We start from the raw sequence: 17617 nt of genomic DNA on the forward strand, positions 1-17617 counted from the left end.
ACCTTGGCGCCGACCGCGGCTCAGCCGATCGGTTCGGGCAGGGGCAGCGACGTGGCCAGCTGGGCGCGGTTGCTCACCGACAGCTTCTGGAAGATGTGGGTCAGGTGGGTCTCCACCGTGCGGCGGGTTACATAGAGCTGGTCGGCGATCTCCCGGTTGCTGTGCCCGAGCGCGGCCAGCACCGCCACCCGGTGTTCGGCCGGGGTGAGCGCACCCGGACCGGTCGACACGCTGCGCCGCGGCCGCCCGCCGGCCGCCAGCAGCTCCTGCCGGGCGCGGGACGCGATCAGCCGCATGCCGCCGCGGTCGGCCAGGTCCAGCGCCCGGACCAGCGGGTCGCGGGCGGCCGCGCGCTGGTTGGCGCGGCGCAGCGCGGCGCCGAGTTCGACCAGGACCCGGGCGTGTTCCAGCCGGGCCGGGGAGCCGGCCAGCAGGTGCGCGGCCTGGGTGAGCAGCGGGACCGCGTCGGCCGGGGACACCGTGTGGGCCAGCGCGCGCAGGCCGGCGCCCCGCGCGCCGGGCAGGCCGACCCGGGCGGCCAGGTCCAGGTGTTCCTCGGCGAGGCGGCGGGCCGCGGTCAGGTCGCCCAGCGCGGCCAGGGCCGTGCTGTCATCGACCCGCCAGCAGGCGAAGGCCGGGTTGTGGACGTCCAGCGCCCGCCACGTCTCGGCCGCCGCGAGCAGATCCCGGTGCGCGTCGGCCGCCCGGTGCCGGGCCAGCCACAGCCGGGCCCGGCGCTCCAGCAGCATGGCGGTGCGCAGCTTGCCGGGCACCGCCTCGCCCGCCCCGAACCGGCCGGCCGACGCCAGCGCCGCCTCGGCCGCGTCCAGCTCGTCCGCCTCGACCAGCGCCTCCAGCAGCGGGAACAGCGTCCACACCAGGCCCGGCGCGGGCGGGTTCGCCAGTTTGAACTCGAAGGCGAACCGGGCGTCGGTGACCGCCTCCCGGACCCGGCCGAGCTGCACCAGCGCGTGCGCCCGGATGAAACTGCCGTGCGCGAGAGCGGTCATCCAGCCGCGCGGCCGGGCCACGTCGATCAGCGCGTCGCAGAGCGCCCGGACGGTGTCCAGTTCCTCCACCACCACCAGGTCGAACTTGAGGAACGTGGCGAGCAGCGAGTCGGTGTCCGCGTCCAGCACGGCGCGCAGGGCCGCGGTCGCCTCGGCGGCCGGGCGGCCGTCGCAGATCGCCCGGTGGGCGCGGTGCACCTGCCACAGCGGCAACCGGCCGGCCCGCTCGGTCCGGTCCCGGGCGTCGGCCACCTCGTCGGCGTCCAGCCAGGCGTTGCAGACCAGCTCGCCCTCCAGCCGTTCGAGCAGCTCCGGGTCGGCGCCGGCGCCGCGGTCCAGCACCGCGCGGGACAGCTTCAACGCCTCCTCGGGATATCCGGCCATGCCGAGAGCGCGGGTGCCGGCCAGCCCGAGCCGGGCCCGCTGATCCGGGTCGGTGGCCAGCCCGACCGCGTCGGCGAGCAGGTCGTACGCGTGCGGTTTCTCCTGCTCGGCGGTGACCAGGCCGAGCCGGCCGAGCAGCTCCGCCTCGTCGTGGGTGGCGATCGGCGGCTCGGCCAGCGCCCGCCGCAGGAAGGTGGCGGCGCTCTGCGGGGCGCCGCGCCGCCAGGCCCGGTCGGCGGCGGTGCGCAGCGCGGTGATCGTCGCCGGCTCGCCGGCCGGTTCGGTCCGCAGCAGGTGCAGCGCCACCGTCTCCGGGTCGGCCCGTTCCCGCTCCAGCATCCGCGCCGCCCGGGCGTGCCACAGCGCCCGCTCGCCGGCCGGCAGCCCGGTGTAGAGGGCCGCCTCGACCAGCGGGTGCACCAACGCGTAGCCGTCCGCGCCGCCCTGGATCAGCCCGGCGTCGCGCAGCCGGTCGGCCAGCCGGCAGGCCCGCGGGTGGTCCAGGTCGGCCAGGTCGCGGGCGTGCCGCAGCGGTGTCCCGCGGCCGAGCACGGCGAACGCCCGGGCCAGCTCGGCGGTCCCGGCCGGCAGCCGGGCCAGCTGCCGGTCGACCGCCCGGGCCACCTGCTCCGGGCCGAAGCCGCTGAGCCCGGCCGCGACGTCGTCGGTCGGCGTCACCCGTTCCGCGACCAGGTGGTCGAGCAGCGCGCCGAGCAGGAACGGGTTGCCGGCGGTGGCGGCGTGGCAGGCTCCGGCGAACGCCGGGCCGGCGGCCGGCAGCCGGTCCTGGACGATGGCCCGCACGGTGTCCGGTTCCAGCGGGCTGGGCCGCACCGGCGCCCCGGCCGCGGCGAGTAGCTCGGCGAGCAGGTCGGGTTCGGCGGGCGGCTCGCCGGAGCGGACCGCGCACAGGATGCCGAGCGGCAGCCCGGCCAGCCGCCGGGTGAGCTGGCCGAGCCAGCGCAGCGACGGCGCGTCCGCCCAGTGCACGTCGTCGACCAGCAGCAGGGTGGCGGCCCGGGCGGCGAGTCCGCAGGTCAGCCAGGTGAGCCCGTGCGCGGCGGCGTGCATGGCGTCGCCGGTCGGCGCGTGGGTGGCGGCGTCGCCGTCGAGCGCCCGGCGGGCCGGGGCGGCCGCGCCGACCGCGAGGGTGTCCCACTCCGGGCTCTGCCGCAGCGGGGCGAACAGCTGCCGGGCGATCCCCCAGCCGGCGTCGCGGTCCAGCGGGCCGCCCCACGCGGACAGCACCCGCAGGCCGGCGGCGGACGCGTCGGTGCCGGCCGCGGCCAGCAGGCTGGACTTGCCGATCCCGGCCGGGCCTTCCACGACGATCACGGCGCCGGTGCCGGAGCGCACCTGGGCGAGCCGGTGGTCGAGCATCGCCAGCTCCGCATCGCGTTGCAGTAACACGCGCGGCATCCGCCGACCGTACGTCGTGGTGCCGACACAGGAAACCTCGTGGTCGGATCCACGATTCAACGCATCGTGGAAATCCGCAGGATCAGGACATGGAAACCACCGAGTACGCCTTGGGCCGCACGCCCGAGGAATATGAACGGGTCCGGGCGCAGGCCCGGCTCTGGGAGCCGGACACCGCCCGGCTGCTCGACCGCCTCGGCGTCGGCGCCGGGGCCCGCTGCCTGGACGCCGGGTGCGGGCCGGGCGAGACGATGCGCGGGCTCAAGGATCGGGTCGGCCCGCACGGCACGGTGACCGGGCTCGACCTGGACACCGGGATGGCGGCGGCTGCCGAGTCGTACACCGGCTGCCGGGTGCTGATCCACGACGTCACCAAGGACGAGCCGATCCCGGGCGGTCCCTACGACCTGGTCTACGCCCGGTTGCTGCTGTTCCACACGCCGGATCAGGTGGCCGCGCTGCGCCGGCTGTGGCAGGCGGTCGCGCCCGGCGGGCACCTGCTGGTGCAGGACTACGACCTGCGTACGGTCGGGGTGATGCCGCCGCTGGAGATCGGCGAGCGGATGACCGCCGTGGTGCTCCAGGCGTTCGGCGCGGCCGGATGTGACGTGCGGGCCGGCACCCGGCTGCCGCATATCATGGCGCGGGCCGGGATCGGCGCGCCGGACGGCACCGACGTGGCCGGCCGGCTGATCCCGGTGGCGGCCGGGACCCCGATCCTGGAGAGCGTCTACCGCAGCCTGCTGCCGGTCGCCTACGCCAACGACCTGGTCACCCCGGCGGAGGCGGAGCGGTCGATCGAGATCCTGCACGCCGAGACCGCCGCGCACCCGGACCGGTCGGTGCTGCTGCCGCTGCTCAACGGCGCCTGGAAGAAGAAATGAGCGTGGCACGGGTCCGCGCACTTCGACTTCGCGCGGACCGGGCGGGTGGTCACCAACAACGCGGCCAGCACCCAGCCGCCGCGGGGTCAGTCGAGCTGGACGCGGTCCGCCAGCCCGGCCGCGGTGAACGCCTCGACTAGCGCGTCGTGCCCCTCGGTGAAGTGCGCCCAGCTGTTGAAGTGCACCAGCACGATCTGCTGGGCGCCGAGGATCCGGGCCGCCTCGGCGGCCTGCGCGCTGTCCAGGGTGAGCAGCGCGCCGTCGAACAGGCCGGTGCGCACCGCGCCCGCGAAGATCAGCGCGGTGCCGACCGGGCCGAACTTGGCGGCGATCTCCTCGACCCGCTCCAGCGACGCGTTGTCGCCGCTGACGTAGACCGGCGGCTGGTCGTCGCTGGTGAGAACAAAACCGGTCACCTCGCCGGTGATCGGCTCGCAGCCCTCCGGGCCGTGCCGGGCCGGGACGGCGGTCACCGTCACCGCGCCCAGCGTGATCGACTCCCACGGGGCCAGGCCGCGGGCGGTGCCGCCGAGCCGCTGCGCGCCGTCCGGGGTGGTCAGGGTCAGCGGCACCTCGGCGAGCAGGGCACGGCCGGAGTCGTCCAGGTTGTCGGCGTGCTGGTCGTGGGAGAGCAGGACCGCGTCGATCGGGCCCAGTTCGTCCGGCTTCCCCGCTGACGGGGCGAGCTTGGTCAGTGTGGTGCCGCTCGGGGAGACGTAGTCGCCCGGCTCGTCGAACGTGGGGTCGGTGAGAAAGCGCAGGCCACCGTACTCGAAGAGGGCGGTCGGTCCACCGAACGTCTGCACAGAGATCATCGTCAACCTCACGGATAGATGTGCTGTCATCCGTGAGGCTAGACGTTTGTCACGGATAAAAGCAAGCAGTACCGTGAGGATCGTGATCGACGCGGCACCCGGAGCGGACCTGCATCCCGGCCTCGACCTGGCCAACAGCCGGCTCGCCGTGCCCGGGCAGCCGCCACTCGACTTGCTGGACAGTCCGGCGGCGGCCGGCCGGTGGCTGATCGATCGCGGACTCGCGCCGGCCGACGCGGTGCTGCACGAGGTCTGCGCGGGGCGGCTGCGCGCACTGCGGTCGCAGATCCGGGAGCTGTTCACGGCGTACGTCGGTGAGGTCGCGCCGCCGCCGGAGGCGCTCGCGGCGGTCAACGCGGCGATGACCCGGGTGCCGACCGCCGCCGAGCTGCGCTGGGACGCCTCGCGCGGCCTGCACCGGGCGACGCCGCACCCCACCGACCAGGTCGTCGACCGGGCGCTCGGGGTGCTCGCCGCCGACGTCGCCGACCTGCTGACCAGCGCGGACGCCTCGCGGCTCGCAGCCTGCGACTCGCATCCGTGCGTGCGCTTCCTGCTGCGCAGCGGCCGCCGCCAGTGGTGCTCGATCCGCTGCGGCGACCGCGCCCGAGCCGCCCGCGCCTACGCCCGGAGAACCCAATAAATCAAATTTGTACGACTAAAGGCTCCGTGCCTGGTCAGTGCGGGCCGCGCGGAAGGTGGCGCTTGTGGGCGGTCTGCTGGAAGCGCTGCTCGATGGCCGCGGCGACCTCCGGCGGGACGCCCTTGCCCTCCAGGTAGTCGTCGATCTGGTCGTAGGAGAAGCCGAGGACCTCCTCATCCGCGATCCCCGGCCGCAACGTCTCCAGGTCCGCCGTCGGCATCTTCTTCACCAGCGAATCCGGCGCACCCAGAGCCGCCGCCACCGCCCGGACCCGCCGCTTCGTCAGGCCCTCCAGCGGGACCAGGTCCGCCGCCCCGTCGCCGTGCTTGGTGAAGAAACCGGTCAGCGCCTCCGCCGCGTGATCCGTGCCGATCACCAGGCCGCGGACGGCGGAGGCGACCGCGTACTGCGCGATCATCCGCTCGCGAGCCTTGATGTTGCCCAGGATGAAGTCCTGCTCGGCCTCGTCCCGGGTGGTCAGCCCGCCGGCGAGCAGCGACTGCAGCGCGGCGTCGGCGGCCGGCTTGACGTCCACGGTCAGCACTCGGTCCGGCTGGATGAAGGCGAGCGCCGCCTGCGCGTCGTGCTCGTCGTGCTGCACCCCATAAGGGAGACGCATCGCGATGAACTCGGCACCCGGCACGCGGCCGACAGCCAGTTGGCAGAGCCGGCCGGCGGTGGACGAGTCGACGCCGCCGCTGATCCCGAGAACCAGCGCCCGGGTGCCGGTGCTGGTCAGCGCGTCGGCGAGGAACGCGACCCGGCGTTCGATCTCGCGCTCGGCGTCGAAGTCGGCGGCGACGTGCAATTCCTGAGCGATCATCAGCGGGCTCCGTTGAAGGTCACCCGCAGGGCGTATATCGAGGTCCCCGCGGTGATGTACAGGTGGTTCAGAGCCGGGCCGCCGAACGTGAGGTTGGCGACCGACTCCGGTAACAGCAGCTTCCCGATCAGCGTGCCATCGGTGGCGAAGCAGTGCACGCCGTCCCACGCCGCCGCCCAGATCCGGCCCTCCGAGTCGGCGCGCAGCCCGTCGAACCGGCCGTGGTCACAGGTCGCGAAGATCTCCCCGCCGGCCAGCGTGCCGTCCCCGAGGACGTCGAAGACGCGCAGGTGGCTGGGCTCCTGCCGGGTGTCGGCGATGTAGAGACGCTGCTCGTCGGGAGAGAAGGCCAGCCCGTTCGGCCGGCTGAAGTCGTCGGCGACGATCCGCAGGTCGCCGGTGGCCGGGTCGAGCCGGAAGACGTGGCAGGCCCCGCCGAACTCGTTGACGCCGCGATGCCCCTCGTAGTCGCTGTCGATCCCGTAGGACGGGTCGGTGAACCAGACGGTGCCGTCCGAGCGGACCACCACGTCGTTCGGACTGTTCAGTCGTTTGCCCTGGTAGGAGTCGGCGAGCACGGTGATCGTCCCGTGGTGCTCGGTGCGGGTGACCCGGCGGTTGCCCTGCTCGCAGGTGATCAGGCGGCCCTGCCGGTCGACGGTGTTGCCGTTGGCGTGACCGGAGTCGGCGCGGAAGACCCCGACCGCGCCGGTGGTCTCGTCCCAGCGCATCAGCCGGTTGTTGGGGATGTCGCTCCAGACCAGGTAGCGCCCGGCTGGGAACCATGCGGGACCCTCGGTCTTGCGGTCGCCGGTGTGCAGCCGCTCGACGAAGAAGTCGCCGTCGAGGTAGCGGAAGCGGTCGTCGAGCATCCGGAAATCCGTAGGGATCATGGCATCACCCTAGTACTGCCTAACTTGGTAAGGTCAAGCGCAAGAAACGCCGAATTTCATCAGGAGCGCGGATGGACGACATCGATCGGCAGCTGCTCGGGCAGTTGCAGGAGGACGCCACCCGGTCGTATGCGGAGCTCGGCCGCGCCGTCGGCCTGTCCGCGGCGTCGGCGCACGACCGGGTGCGCAAGCTGCGGGACCGCGGCGTGATCCGCCGGACCACGGTGGAGATCGATCCGGCCGCCGTCGACCGGGGCGTCTCGGCCTACGTGATGATCGACGCGAACGCCTGGATGGGCGACGCGCCGACCCGGGAGGCACTGCTCGCCATCCCGGCGATCCAGGAGGCACACGTGGTCGCCGGCACGTCGTCACTGCTCGTCAAGATCCGCACCGCCACGACGGAGCAGCTCCAGGCCGCGCTCCGCGAGATCTACGCCGTCGACGGCGTCACCGGCACCCAGACCGTGGTCGTCCTGGAGACCTTCTTCGAGCGCCCGATCAACATCATTTAAACCATTTTCCTGTACGACTTGCCTCCCCGTGCGTGGTCAGTGCGCCAGGCCGCCCCGCCACCGGACCGTGGCGCGGCCCACGGCGCGCTGACCCTTGCGGCCGTCTCGAACGCCCCGAGACACCCGTCAAGACCAGCTGGCGGCCCGATCCGCCACTTTCCTCCCCGCATTCCCGGGGCCAGCGGCACTTTCCTCGCGGCATTGCCGAGGCCAGCACCACTCCCCTCGCGGCGAGGAACCGACGTTCGTTGCGGGCTCGCAAGATCCCGCACACGATCCCGGAACGCGATGACGTCATCGCGGGCCTGGCGGCGACTTGGCCTCGACGAGATACCGGGCGCCGGCCAGGGTGAAGGCCACATCGAGCTCGCCCTTGCCGCACACGTTCGACGTCGCGGTGAGGAAGGCATGCGAGATGTGCAGGTATCCGGAGGCGTCGTATGAACGTTGCGCCGGTATGGGACGCATTACCGAAATTTCAGCACCCGGGTACGGTCTGGTGCTGCGCACGCGGCACGTTCATGCTCAAGCACCAGATCACGGTAGGGCAGATCAACCATCGTGTGGTCGATGAGTCCCAGGTGTCGTTCTACTTGACTGAGCAGCGTCGCGGCGGCGTCCTTGTCGATGGCCATGACCTCGGTCTCCGCGAATGCTCCCACGCCGGCGAGGCGATCGATGGAAACCGTCACACTGTCACGGCCGGGATGGCGGAACGTCGTGCGGGTCTTCTCCACCCTGCACAGCCGGACCATGCCGAGAGCAGCCATCAGTTCTTCGGCCGCGATGGCCTGTTCCTGCCCCGCGAGGACGACGTTGGTTTCGCGTTTGGCGATCACGCCCGACGTTGAGCGCGTGCTGCTGGTGGAGGCGGGCTTGTAGGTGATCTCAGCGAATCCGTCTCGTTGCCGGACTCGCAGGCATTCGACGGTGACCATGAAGTCGATGTCGGGCCGGCTGTAGTAGGTGTCGACCTCGACGCTGGTACCCGTCTGCTGGTAGCCCTGCGCTGTCATACGCTTCGTCAGGGCAGCGACATCGGTCAGTGCTCGTTTGCGTTCGACCTCGATCAGGCTCATAGCGCAGCGTTGTCTCCCTTGGTGATGGCCGTGTACGTGCGGGCCAGGTTCGGTTTGCTGCACCGCTCGGCCAGCACACCGAGGCCGTTGCGCAGGGTGTCCGTGTCGCTGCGCGGCACGTTACAGAACAACACCAGCTGTTTCGCGTCTCGCAGCGGATTGGCGAGTTGCTTGGCCAAGAACCGGTTGTAGTAGTGCCGGTCGACCCGGCCGACGTCGCCGGCCATGACGGGCATCAAAACGGTATCGCAGTCGGCTCCCGCTGAATGCACGACGAACGCCGTGAGCAACTGGTCGGCAGTCATGTACGCGTAGGTCTCACGGCCTTCCCGGAGCAGCCACGCCTCCCACGCCGTCCGGCAGGCGGCATCCCCGACGGTGACGGCGTTCAAAAATGCCAGCAGCGCCACTTCGGTGGTGGAGTCGAAGATGTCGCTGTCGATGGTGCGGTGGTCGCGATAGGGCTCGCTCATCGCGGCCAGCATCATCGTCTGCGGTTGGGGAAGCCAGTCCACCTCGCCGCCGATCTGAAAGTGCACCCGTTTGTGGCCGGCGTGCAGGTCGACCCAGTCGTCTGCCTGGTCGCCGTCGAGCACGGGGGTGAAGCCGAGCAAGCCGGAACGCCACACGTGGTCGCGGAAGGTGAGGTAGTGGCGTTGGACTTCGCGGAACAGTCCGATGGGTGCGCTGATCACCGCGCAGATCCGCGGGTCAAGGTCGGTCAGCGGCACGATCCGCGAGTTCTGGCGAGCCACCACCTCGTCGGTGCAGCCTGAAACTGCCGGGTGGATGAATATCCCTGACGGGTGGCTGAGGTTACAACATCTAATTCACGAATTTCTTGCAGCTTGCGACGTGGAAATCAGGAAGGCCGGGTCGACTTAGTTAAATGCGTTCTTGTGCCCGCAGCCGCTCAGGAGCGCACGATCAGGAGGTGGCCTGGAGTCGGGACACAACCGCGACCGACCGACGCGGCCCCTGGACCAAGGCGGGTCCGTGGAAGGGAGACGCAACCAGAGACGCCTCCTGGAGCGGAGACGCGAACTAGAGGCGACCGCAACGTGGCCGGACCGGGATCGGAACTCGACCGGACCGGGCGCGCGGCGAAACGCGACCGGACAGCGGCGCGCGGCGGGACGTGGGCTGATCGGGGCGCGCGGCGAAACGTGGGCGGACCGCACGGTGCGGCGGGACCTGGGTGGCTCGGGCGCGGGCGGGGCCTGGGCGGCTCCGGCGCGGGGCGGGAAATGTGGGAGGCGCTCACGGTTTCCGGGGAGGTGCCGATGGGTTCGATATGAGTGTCGGGTTCCGGGAGCGGCTGGATGGGCAGTCGCTGGAGCTGCTCGCGCACGCGTTTGGGCGTAGTCCGGTGCCCAAGCTTGTGCTCAGCCTGGAACCGGAGGAGTACGGGCGGTTCATCACCGTCAACGACGCTTTCTGTGAGTTGGTGGGGTATGCAGCGGAGGAGTTGATCGGGGAGTCCTGCCTGGTTCTGCTGGACGAGGACGGGCTTGGGCCGGTGATGGCGGCCTTCGAGGCGATGGTTCGTGGGGAGCGGACCGTGGTCGCGATGGAGCGCGTGCTGGTCCGGCGGGACGGGTCACGGGTCTGGGTGGTCAGCCAGAACGTGATGGTGCGGGATCAGGCCGGGCGGCCGTTCCTGGTGGCTGAGGTGGTGGAGAGCAGCAGCCAACTGGCGCTCGCGGAGAGTGAGGCGCGGTTCCGGACGCTGGTGGACTCCTCCCCGATCGGGATGGCGGTGCTGAACACCGACGGGGCCTGGCTGCGGGTGAATCCGGCGGTTGCGGCGTTGCTCGGGTACACCGGGGCGGAGTTGACCGGGCTCAGCCTCAGCGCGGTCACCCATCCGGATGACCGGGCCGCCTGCGTGGCGATGCTGCGGGACCTGGCGAGCGGGGCGGCCGCCGGGTTCGACGGGCATGTGCGGTACCTGTGCAAGGACGGGCAGGTCATCTGGTGCCGGTTGACCGTCACCCCGCTCAGGTCGGAGGTCGGCGCGCCGCTGCAGCTGCTCGCCCAGCTTGCCGACGTGACCGCGGAGCGCCGCAGTCAGGAGATGATCGCGGCCGCCCAGCAGCGTCTGGAACGCAGTGAGCGGCAGTTCGCCGAGGTGGCGGACAACAGCCCGATCGCTCGGATCGTGCTCGGGCTGCGGGATGAGAAGCGCGGGCGGATCGTGCTGGCCAATCCGGCGTTCTGCCGGCTGTTCGGCTTCACCGACGCGGAGGTGCTCGGCATGCACTTCGCCGAACTGCAGCGCGGACTCGCGGCACAAAAGCATGGATCAGCCGAGGGACAAGCACACGGGCACGCGGCGACACGAGAGAGCGGACAGGCTGCGGGACAGGAGAGCGGGCACGCGGCCGAACAAGACAGCGGACATGCGGCCGAACAAGACAGCGGGCACGCGACGGAACAAGACACCGGGCACGCGGCGGAACAGGACAGCGGGCACGCGGCGGCCCAGAGGCGGGAGTGGGAGCAGGCCGCGGAGCTGGAGCGGGGGCTGGGCCTCATGGCTTCCGGGGAACGGACCCGGGGGCAGCGGGAGCTGACGCTGCGGCGGAAGGACGGGACGGCGATCACCGTGGTCGCGCACACGTCGGTGATCACTGATGAGCAGGGGCCGGCGACCGCGGTGGTGCAACTGCTCGACGTCACCGCCGAGCGGGCCGCGGGGCGGGCTGCCGAGGAGGCCGCCGACCGGGAGGTGCGCCGGCTGCGCGGGACGCTCGCCGTGCAGCGGGCGGTCACCGCCGCCGCCACCGACCGCGAGTCGGCGGTGCGGGCGGTCGCGGACCGGGCCGTCGAGCTCTTCCCGGCCGCCGACGGGGCCGCCGTCGAGCTGGTCGAGGGCGACCAGCTGGCCTATGTGGCGACCGCCGGGACACTGTCCGCCTTCACCGGCACCCGGATCCCGCGGACCGGGTCACTGAGCGGGATCGCGCTGGCCACCGACGCCCCGGCGCACTGCCCGGACACCGGCCACGACCCTCGGGTCAACCAGAGCATGTGCGAGCGGCTGGGGATCGGCGCCATGCTGATCGCGCCGCTGCACGCGGAGAACGACGTGATCGGCGTGCTGAAGGTGTCGGCCGGCGCCGCGAACGTCTTCGACGACACCGATGAGCAGCAGCTCGCCCTGCTCGCCGACAGTCTGAGCGCGGCCCTGCAGCACGCCGACGACGCCACCCGCAACGCCGAGCTGCTCGCGGAGCGGACCCGGGCACTGGCCGAGCTGTCGATCAGCGAGCAGCGGTTCCGGCTGACCTTCGACAACTCGCCGCTCGGGCTCACCCTGTGCAGTCTGCGACCGGCGGACTTCGGGCGTTATCTGCAGGCCAGCCCGGCGATGACCACGATCACCGGGTACACCCCGCAGGAGCTGGCCGGGATGACCTTCGCCGACCTGACGTACCCGGACGACTTGGCGAGCACCCACGATTACGCCCGCCGGTTCGTCGCCGGTGAGCTGGACGCGGTCAGCCTGGAGCGGCGCTACCTGCACAAGGACGGCCACCTGATCTGGGTCACGCTGCGCGTCGCGGTGGTCCGCGACGAGCACGGCCGGGCACAGTACGCGGTGGTCCAGGTCGAGGATGTCACCGCGGCCCGCGAGGCGGACGCCCAGCTGCGCCGTTCGGCCCGGCTCTTCGAGCTGATCCCGGCCGCCGTGATCGTCCGGGATCTGGACGGCACGATCCGCTGGTGGAACGACGGCGCCACGCGCCTGTACGGCTGGCCGCTGGCAGCCGCCGCCGGCAAGTCCGCGCACCGGTTGCTGCACACCACTTTCCCGTACGAGGGAGGCGCCGCCGAGCAGGAGGAGTCGCTGCGCCGCGACGGCTACTGGAACGGTCACCTGGATCACATCACCGCGGACGGCCGTACCGTCAATGTCCTGAGCCGTCAGGTGCTGCACCACCCGGATCCGGACAACGCGCAGGTCCTCGAGGTGAACTCGGACGTGACCGCGGCCCGGGCCGCGGAGCAGGCCCTGGCGGAGAGCGAGGAGCGGTTGCGCGCCCAGTTCGCCAACACCGGCGTCGGCCAGGTGATCTCGACGCTGGACGGCATGGTGATCAGCGTGAACCGGGCCTACGCCGCGATGATCGGCCGGTCGCCCGAGGAGCTGCCCGGGCTGCACGACCACGACCTGGTGCACCCGGATGATCTGGTGGCGCACCGGCGGCTGCTGGCCGGCCTGTTCGCCGGGGAGAGCGAGTCGTACACCACGGAGGCGCGGATCGCGCACGCCGACGGCCACTGGGTGCCGGTCGAGTCGACGATCTCGCTGGTCCGCGACCCGGCCGGGCACCCGAAGCTGCTGATCGGGGTGCTCACCGACATCACCGCGCGGCGCGGCGCCGAGCAGGCCCGGGATGCCGCCGCGGCCGCGCTGGCCGAGCGCAACGTCCAGCTGGAGGCCGCCAACCAGCTCAAGCTCGACATCATCGGGATGCTCGGGCACGAGATCGGCAACCCGCTGACCTCGATCCGCGGCAACGCGGAGATCCTCACCGACGACTGGCCGGCGCTCTCCGACGAGCGCCGGGGGCGGGCCATCGACGCGATCGCCCGGCAGGCCGGCACGCTGGACGAGATCGTCCAGGAGGTGCTGGCCATGGTCACCATCGAGACCGGCACGATCCGCGCGGATCGGCGGCTGCTGCACGCGCGCGAGGAGATCGGCCGGGCGCTGTGGGCGGTCGACGGCGCCGAGTCGATCCCGGTCGAGGGCCCGGACGCCGCGCTGCTCTGCCACCCCGGGCACCTGCAGCAGATCCTGGTGAACCTGCTGTCCAACGCCCGCAAGTACGGTGGCGGCGCGACCGCGGTCCGGGTGTCTGCGGCGGCCGGGCTCGTGGAGATCACCGTGGAGGACGACGGTCCCGGTGTCCCGGAGGAGTTCCGGGACCGTCTCTTCGAGCGGCTGGCCCGCGCCGACCGGGACGCCGCCGCGGTCAAGGGCACCGGCCTGGGCCTTTACATCGTGCGCGGCCTAGCCCAGGCCAACCACGGCGACATCCGGCACGAGCCGAACCCGGCCGGCGGCTCCCGGTTCATCCTTTCGCTGGAAGCACCAGGATCTGGCCCGGGATGATCCGGTCCGGGTCGGCGATCACGTCCCGGTTCAGCTTGAAGATCTCCGGCCACCGGTTCGCGTTGCCGAGCTGGGCCTTCGCGATGCTGGTCAGGCTGTCGCCCTTCTTGACCGTGTAGAGCTTCGGGATCGTCCCGACCGGCGTCTTCGGCGGCAGGTGCAGCACCTGGCCGGGGAAGATCTGGTTCGGGTTGCGGATTGTCGCCCGGTTCAGCAGGTAGATCTGCGGCCACCGGTCGGCGTTGCCGAGCTGCGACTTGGCGATCCCGGCGAGCGTGTCGCCCTTCTTCACCTTGTAGGTCCGCGGCGGTGTCACCGTGCCGCCCAGCACCCCGGCGAAGCGCAGCAGGTCGGCCAGTTCGAAGGTGCCGGCCTTGGCGGACGGCAGATGCGGTTTCCACCCGGCCTGCCGCAGGATCGAGTCCTGGCTGCGCCGGACCAGGCCGATCAGCACCTCGGCGACCAGGGTGCTGCCGACCGGGCCGAGCCGCTGCCCGTTGTGGAAGTGCGCGGCTTCGGCCAGCACGTAGTACCAGAGCGGGGTGCGCGACTCGAAGCCGCCGGCGGTCACCGCGGCGGCCTGGGCGGGTCCGACCGCGGCGATGATCTCGTCCTTGCTGAGCACCGGCAGGTCGAGCAGTTGGGCCACGGCCTGGCCGGTGGGCAGCCGCATCAGGTAGCCGCGCAGCAGGTTGCGCACCGGCAGCCGGGCCGCGTCCGGCGGGGTCTCGGTGTCCCCGGTCAGCGTGCGCAGCCCGAACAGCGCCTCGTCGTCCTTGGTGGCGATGTTGGTGTCCAGCCGGCGGGCGTTCGACACGTTCGGCCCGGTGCCGATCACGTTCTCCCACTCGATGATCCAGTTCTCCGGGACCGACTTGTTGCCCGGTCCGCCCACCTCGCCGCTGAGCGCGGTGAAGGTGAACAGCAGCCCCAGCGTGGCCGGCACGCCGCCGTGCAGGTTGAAGTTGAGGTTGAAGTTGTAGGCGGCGCGGACCATCGTGTGCCCGATCCGGTAGCCGGCGAAGGAGAACTCCAGCGGCATCCGGAACGGCTCGGCCGCCGGGTTGAACCACCGGTTGCCGTGGCTGACGATGTCGTCGACGACGGCCGGTTCGGCGATCCGTTTGAGGAAGTCGTGCACCACGATGTGCTGGTAGTGCTGGCGCAGGGTCCGGCTCGCGTCGTTGAACGACAGACCCTGGCTGACCAGGGCGTTGTGTGCCTTGAGGAAGGCGACGTGCAGCTGGGCGACGATCAGGTTCTCGTCGTTGCGCGGGTCGCCGATCAGCGCCGCCCGGTCGTGCTCGATGTTGCCGGGGGCGGGCGCCTCGCGCGGCAGGTCGTTGTCGTCGCCCTTGCCCGGCGGCCGCTTGAACGGCGGCTGCGTGTTGTTGGCCAGCGTGGTGACGGTGCCCAGCTTCATCTTCGCCGGGTTCTTCGGGTCGCGCGGCGCCGGCGAGCCGTAGACGCTGTCCAGGTCGAGGTTGCCGGTCCGGATGTTGCGGACCGCGCCGCGGATGTCGGCGAGCGACAGCGGGGTCAGCGTGTCGGCGAGCAGCTGGGCGATCGTCGCGGAGCCGGACTCCAGCGTGATGTCGTGGTCGATGAACTGGCCGAGATAGGTGTATGCCGCCGGGATCGGGCTGTCCTGCCCGGCCACGTCGGCGTCGACCATGCTGGCCCCAAGCTTCTTCAGCAGCTCGGGCATGGTCGCGGTCTGCGGCAACAGGTTCGCGTCGTCGTCCTGCAGCGTCGGGAACAGGAAGTCGAAGCTGTGTTTGTCGGTCTGCTTGGTGAGTGCGAATCGGGCTGGTGACTGTGCGGCGAACTCGGCGAGATCCCCGGTGGCCTGGTTCAGTTCCTCTTCGGTGACCATCCGTCCGTGCAGGAGACGTGGCATGGCCGTTCCCCTTCCCCGTTGATGTCATCGCATTGATCTGCGGCGATCCTGGCCACGATAGGCCGGTCGTCCGAACGGGTGAGTCAGAAACCAGACAAAAACCATGATCAGGAGATTCGCGACGATCCGCCTGCCCGGCGATTCTGCAACAAACCTGCAAATGAGAATCGTTGACGCGCCTCTCACAGCGGTGAGAGATTCGAATGCGTCCCCGAAACCGCCGGCACGCCATCCCCATTTGTCGCCGCGAACAATGCGGCCCGCGAATTGCCGGCGGGATCTCTTTCTGCAAGGAGAGAATCGCATGGCACCATCCGTACGCGCGCGCCGCCTGGCCGGGGCGGGCGCGCTGGTCACGCTGGTCACCGCGGGTCTCGCCGTGGCCGTGGGCACCGCCGAGGCGGCCACCCTGTTCAGCGCCGATTTCGAGTCCGGATCGACCGGTGGCTGGTCGAAATCGGGTGGCACCTGGTCGGTCGTCACCGACGGCAGCAAGGTGCTGCAACAATCCGACACCGCAACTGAGCGGGCCCGCGAATTCGGCGGCAGCACCGCCTGGACGAACTACTCGGTGCAGGCCCGGGTCAAGGCGACCGCTTTCGGCTCCAGCACCGGGGTGGTGGCGCTGACCGCCCGGGCCGCCGGGGCCACCAAGATGTACCGGCTGTCGCTGACCGGCGCCGGCCGGGTGCAGCTGGAGATGATGAACGGCAGCAGCGTGACGGTCCTGGCCGGCCGCGGCCAGACCGTCTCCACCAGCACGTTCTACACGCTCCGGCTGACCGTGAGCGGCAGCACGATCAGCGGCTCGGTCGACGGGACCAGCGTCGGCTCGGCCACCGACGCGACGATCGGCTCCGGGCGGATCGGGCTGCTCACCGAGCGCGCCGCCGGCCGCTTCGACGACATCGTGGTGGACGACGGCGGCGGCACGACGCCGACCAGCTCGCCGACCGCCGGCCCGAGCTCGACCAGCCCGTCCCCGTCCGCCTCGACCAGCACGCCGCCGGTCACCGGGGCGCTCTACGTGGCGCCGGGCGGCACCGACGGCGCGGCCGGCACCCCGTCGGCGCCGACCACGCTCCCCTCGGCGATCACCCGGATCGGTGCGGGCGGCACCATCTACCTGCGGGGCGGGACCTACGCGTACGCGCAGACGGTCACCATCGCGGCGGGCAACAACGGTGCCGCGGGTGCGGCGAAGACCATCACGGCGTACCCCGGAGAAGTCCCGGTCTTGAACTTCTCGGCGCAGAGCGAGGACCCGGCGGCCCGCGGGCTGGCGGTGAACGGCAACTACTGGCGCCTGTCCGGGCTGGTGGTGGAACGCGCCGGCGACAACGGCATCTTCGTCGGTGGCAGCAACAACGTCATCGAGCGCACGGTGACCCGGTTCAACCGGGACAGCGGCCTGCAGATCTCCCGGATCGCCTCGGACACGCCGAAGGCGCAGTGGCCGTCGAACAACCTGATCCTCAGCTCGGAGTCGCACGACAACGCGGACTCCGACGGGGAGAACGCCGACGGTTTCGCGGCGAAACTGACCGTGGGCACCGGCAACGTGTTCCGCTACACGGTCTCGCACCACAACATCGACGACGGCTGGGACCTCTACACCAAGACCGACACCGGGGCGATCGGGCCGGTGACGATCGAGGACTCGCTCGCCTACGACAACGGCACGCTGACCGACGGCTCGCAGGCCGGCGCCGGCGACCGCAACGGGTACAAGCTCGGCGGCGAGGACATCGCGGTCAACCACATCGTGCGGCGCAGCATCGCCTACCGCAACGGCAAGCACGGGTTCACCTACAACAGCAACCCGGGCTCGCTGACCGTGTCGAACAACCTGAGCATCGACAACGGCCAGCGCAACGTCAACTTCGACGCGGGCACGTCGGTGTTCCGCGGCAACACGTCCTGCCGGTTCAGCAGCGGCACCAATGACCGGATCATCGGCGACGCGGACAGCTCCAACCAGTTCTGGTCGGGCACGAACGGCTCCCGCTGCGCGACCTACAGCGGCGCGCTGGCCTGGTCGTTCTCCGCCACCGGCACGCTGGTGGTGACGATCGGCGGCAGGACCGTGTCGCTCTGACACCGCGACGGGCCGGTGCGGAGCTCCGC

The 17617-nt window shown here is 71.3% G+C and carries 13 protein-coding genes; 5 read left to right on the forward strand and 8 right to left on the reverse strand.

Annotated features, from left to right (window positions below):
• Window positions 1-20: 20 nt before the first annotated feature.
• Window positions 21-2813 carry an ATP-binding protein gene (locus BJY16_RS35830; protein ID WP_185043986.1) on the reverse strand — a complete coding sequence of 931 codons (2793 nt, stop codon included), beginning with the start codon at window positions 2811-2813 and terminating at the stop codon, window positions 21-23.
• Between the two features lie 89 nt (window positions 2814-2902).
• Between BJY16_RS35830 and BJY16_RS35835 the strand changes: the two genes are divergently transcribed.
• The gene (locus tag BJY16_RS35835; RefSeq protein ID WP_185043987.1) at window positions 2903-3697 is read left to right on the forward strand and encodes a class I SAM-dependent methyltransferase; all 795 of its coding nucleotides are present in this window, start codon (window positions 2903-2905) and stop codon (window positions 3695-3697) included.
• Window positions 3698-3783: 86 nt separating this feature from the next.
• Here the strand turns inward: BJY16_RS35835 and BJY16_RS35840 are convergent, their stop codons facing one another.
• The gene (locus BJY16_RS35840) at window positions 3784-4512 is read right to left on the reverse strand and encodes an MBL fold metallo-hydrolase (RefSeq protein WP_203759152.1); all 729 of its coding nucleotides are present in this window, start codon (window positions 4510-4512) and stop codon (window positions 3784-3786) included.
• A gap of 46 nt (window positions 4513-4558) precedes the next feature.
• Between BJY16_RS35840 and BJY16_RS35845 the strand changes: the two genes are divergently transcribed.
• Window positions 4559-5155, forward strand: coding sequence for a CGNR zinc finger domain-containing protein (locus BJY16_RS35845; RefSeq protein ID WP_221502073.1), 597 nt, complete (start codon window positions 4559-4561; stop codon window positions 5153-5155).
• 34 nt (window positions 5156-5189) lie between these two features.
• Here BJY16_RS35845 and nadE read toward each other — a convergent pair whose 3' ends face one another.
• On the reverse strand, window positions 5190-5978 hold the full coding sequence (nadE, locus tag BJY16_RS35850) for an NAD(+) synthase (RefSeq protein WP_185043990.1): 789 nt from the start codon (window positions 5976-5978) through the stop codon (window positions 5190-5192).
• Window positions 5978-6871 carry an SMP-30/gluconolactonase/LRE family protein gene (locus BJY16_RS35855; RefSeq protein WP_239177786.1) on the reverse strand — a complete coding sequence of 298 codons (894 nt, stop codon included), beginning with the start codon at window positions 6869-6871 and terminating at the stop codon, window positions 5978-5980. The genes nadE and BJY16_RS35855 overlap by 1 nt, the downstream gene beginning before the upstream one ends.
• Before the next feature lie 71 nt (window positions 6872-6942).
• On the opposite strand from BJY16_RS35855, the gene BJY16_RS35860 reads away from it, so the two are divergent.
• Complete coding sequence (locus BJY16_RS35860; RefSeq protein ID WP_185043991.1) at window positions 6943-7386, forward strand: Lrp/AsnC family transcriptional regulator; 444 nt, start codon at window positions 6943-6945, stop codon at window positions 7384-7386.
• 294 nt (window positions 7387-7680) lie between these two features.
• Here BJY16_RS35860 and BJY16_RS35865 read toward each other — a convergent pair whose 3' ends face one another.
• From BJY16_RS35865 to BJY16_RS35875, 3 genes are read right to left on the reverse strand one after another with little or no spacing between them, the layout of a single operon-like run.
• Window positions 7681-7854: a hypothetical protein gene (locus BJY16_RS35865; protein WP_185043992.1), complete on the reverse strand. Its 174-nt coding sequence runs from the start codon at window positions 7852-7854 to the stop codon at window positions 7681-7683.
• A complete protein-coding gene (locus BJY16_RS35870) occupies window positions 7854-8465 on the reverse strand; it encodes a class IV adenylate cyclase (protein ID WP_185043993.1) in 612 nt (203 codons plus the stop codon). Before BJY16_RS35870 ends, BJY16_RS35865 begins: the two co-directional genes overlap by 1 nt.
• A complete protein-coding gene (locus BJY16_RS35875; protein ID WP_203759153.1) occupies window positions 8462-9220 on the reverse strand; it encodes a hypothetical protein in 759 nt (252 codons plus the stop codon). The genes BJY16_RS35870 and BJY16_RS35875 overlap by 4 nt, the downstream gene beginning before the upstream one ends.
• A 539-nt stretch (window positions 9221-9759) precedes the next feature.
• Here BJY16_RS35875 and BJY16_RS35880 point away from each other — a divergent pair.
• Window positions 9760-13590, forward strand: a complete 3831-nt coding sequence (locus BJY16_RS35880) for a PAS domain S-box protein (RefSeq protein ID WP_185043994.1) — start codon at window positions 9760-9762, stop codon at window positions 13588-13590.
• Here BJY16_RS35880 and BJY16_RS35885 read toward each other — a convergent pair.
• Window positions 13550-15490, reverse strand: coding sequence for a LysM peptidoglycan-binding domain-containing protein (locus tag BJY16_RS35885; RefSeq protein ID WP_185043995.1), 1941 nt, complete (start codon window positions 15488-15490; stop codon window positions 13550-13552). The genes BJY16_RS35880 and BJY16_RS35885 overlap by 41 nt on opposite strands.
• Before the next feature lie 304 nt (window positions 15491-15794).
• Between BJY16_RS35885 and BJY16_RS35890 the strand changes: the two genes are divergently transcribed.
• The gene (locus tag BJY16_RS35890; protein ID WP_185043996.1) at window positions 15795-17588 is read left to right on the forward strand and encodes a right-handed parallel beta-helix repeat-containing protein; all 1794 of its coding nucleotides are present in this window, start codon (window positions 15795-15797) and stop codon (window positions 17586-17588) included.
• Window positions 17589-17617 lie beyond the last annotated feature (29 nt).

It is taken from the genome of Actinoplanes octamycinicus (assembly GCF_014205225.1).
In the GTDB taxonomy this organism is placed as follows: domain Bacteria; phylum Actinomycetota; class Actinomycetes; order Mycobacteriales; family Micromonosporaceae; genus Actinoplanes; species Actinoplanes octamycinicus.